This is a genomic window from Brooklawnia sp. (genome assembly GCF_049651565.1).
Classification (GTDB): domain Bacteria; phylum Actinomycetota; class Actinomycetes; order Propionibacteriales; family Propionibacteriaceae; genus Brooklawnia.
Genome location: NZ_JBASCI010000139.1, coordinates 1 through 1594 on the forward strand (window position 1 = coordinate 1; position 1594 = coordinate 1594).

Annotated in this window: 3 protein-coding genes; all 3 read right to left on the reverse strand. The window is 65.0% G+C overall.

Translation table 11 applies throughout. The annotated features are described in order from the left end of the window. Positions 1-55: 55 nt before the first annotated feature. On the reverse strand, positions 56-547 hold the full coding sequence (locus WBL05_RS06685; RefSeq protein WP_424224637.1) for a hypothetical protein: 492 nt from the start codon (positions 545-547) through the stop codon (positions 56-58). A 247-nt stretch (positions 548-794) separates the two neighbouring features. Then, positions 795-1094: a CopG family transcriptional regulator gene (locus WBL05_RS06690; protein WP_424224638.1), complete on the reverse strand. Its 300-nt coding sequence runs from the start codon at positions 1092-1094 to the stop codon at positions 795-797. Continuing rightward, a complete protein-coding gene (locus WBL05_RS06695) occupies positions 1081-1374 on the reverse strand; it encodes a hypothetical protein (protein WP_424224640.1) in 294 nt (97 codons plus the stop codon). Before WBL05_RS06695 ends, WBL05_RS06690 begins: the two co-directional genes overlap by 14 nt. Positions 1375-1594 lie beyond the last annotated feature (220 nt).

Below are 1594 nucleotides of genomic sequence, written 5' to 3' on the forward strand. Positions count from 1 at the left end.
ACGGGCTCATCGAACTCCACCGCCGCATCGCCCGCGGCTTCCGCAACCGAGACAACTACCGGCTACGCATGCTCCTCATCGGCGGCGGACTCACCCCGCCACCCCCACCGGAAGTGTGAAGAGCCACATATTGGTCGGCCAGCGGCAACTGGTCGAGGTCCTGCAGCCGTTCGACCGTGGGAATGACCGGGTAGCCGGCGCGGTACAGGTCGAGCAGGTACTGCTTCCCGATCATGTCGGCCTTGCCCGTCAGTTCGTTGAACACCCGTGTACCGGCCTGCAGAGCGCGGCTGCGGAACTCGTCATGGTGCCCTTGGTAGTGGATGACGGGGCCGCTGTTGCGAACGACGACCACGTCGAAGGAGTTCATGGAGACGAGCGCGTCCTGCGGGTGGCACAGGGCGACGTCGAAGTCAGAGCGAAGACGATCGGACAAGAACACGTCCTCGTCGCCATAGCGGCGCCCCCGCGCCTGGTACGTCAGATCAGTCACGTACAAGACGCGGATCCTATGCGGCGACACGGATTCGCCGTCGTGATAAGCCATGGCTGCAGTCTCACCAGCCCACGCGAAGAAGTCCAAGCGCCGGGCGTTGCGCCGCTCGGATCGCGCTCACGCGCGAGGTTGAGGTCTCCTGACCACCACCACGCAGAACCCAAGCACGCCATGGGGAGGCTCAGGCGTGTCACACCCCACGAGCGCACCGGTCGCGGCAATTGAGGGCGGTCGTGCTCGGGTGGCAGCTAGCCGAAAGGCTACCCTCGCACACCGCGGCATTTGCGCGCGTTCCGGGTCAGGCGACGCGGGTGGCCAGGTCGTCGAGTTCGGCTCGAATCCTGGCGATCAACGACTTGGCGGAATCATCGGACCCTGCCAAGTGGGAGAGCAGGAGGTCGCGAGCCAGCGTGGAAACGGGAAGCCCCCGCTGTTCAGCCAGGTGCGTCAGCGCGTCGAACTCCTCGACGTTGAGCCGCACCTGGAGCGTCTTGGCGCGCTGGTGGCCGCGGGTCACCTTGCTCCCCGGCTTGATCGGGGCATCCGGGTTGCGTTCGGCCGCGTCAGCTTCGCTCGCGATGAGATCACTGATCGACATCTGTCGGCTCCTCTCGGTATCGGCGTTGGTCGGTGCTGTTCGATGGCCACGCGTTCACTCCCCAGACGACGCCTTCGTCGGGGAGAACGATCACCGTGACCAACATCCTGATCGAGGACGACCAGCCAATGACCCGTATGCTTCTGCCCGACAAGGAGGCTGGGTCGGGGTCAATGACCAATCTGTTCGGATCGGCGAAGGCTTCGTCGGCGACGTCGGGGGTCAGTCCATGCTTAGCGAGGTAGTCGCCTCGGTGTCGCCAGTCGATGCCTTCACTCACCAACCCATCGTACTACACGCGCAATACGTCAGCCAGCAACAGGAGCCCCAGATCACGCCCCCACCGCGGCAGAGTCGTGCGTTGGTTCGGAGAGCCTAGGAGACTGCTGAACAAGTGCGTGTCTGTGCCCGGGTGGTGGGGCCGGGTGCGGGAGCCTTGGTCGTGTGCAGGGGCGATCGCGGGATCAGCGGGATCTGTTCGATGCGGAGTCGATGGCCGG

Bases quoted from the DNA above. Each gene is read 5' to 3' on its own strand.
- WBL05_RS06690 (WP_424224638.1), bottom strand. From the start codon at position 1,094: ATGTCGATCAGTGATCTCATCGCGAGCGAAGCTGACGCGGCCGAACGC.
- WBL05_RS06685 (WP_424224637.1), bottom strand. From the start codon at position 547: ATGGCTTATCACGACGGCGAATCCGTGTCGCCGCATAGGATCCGCGTC.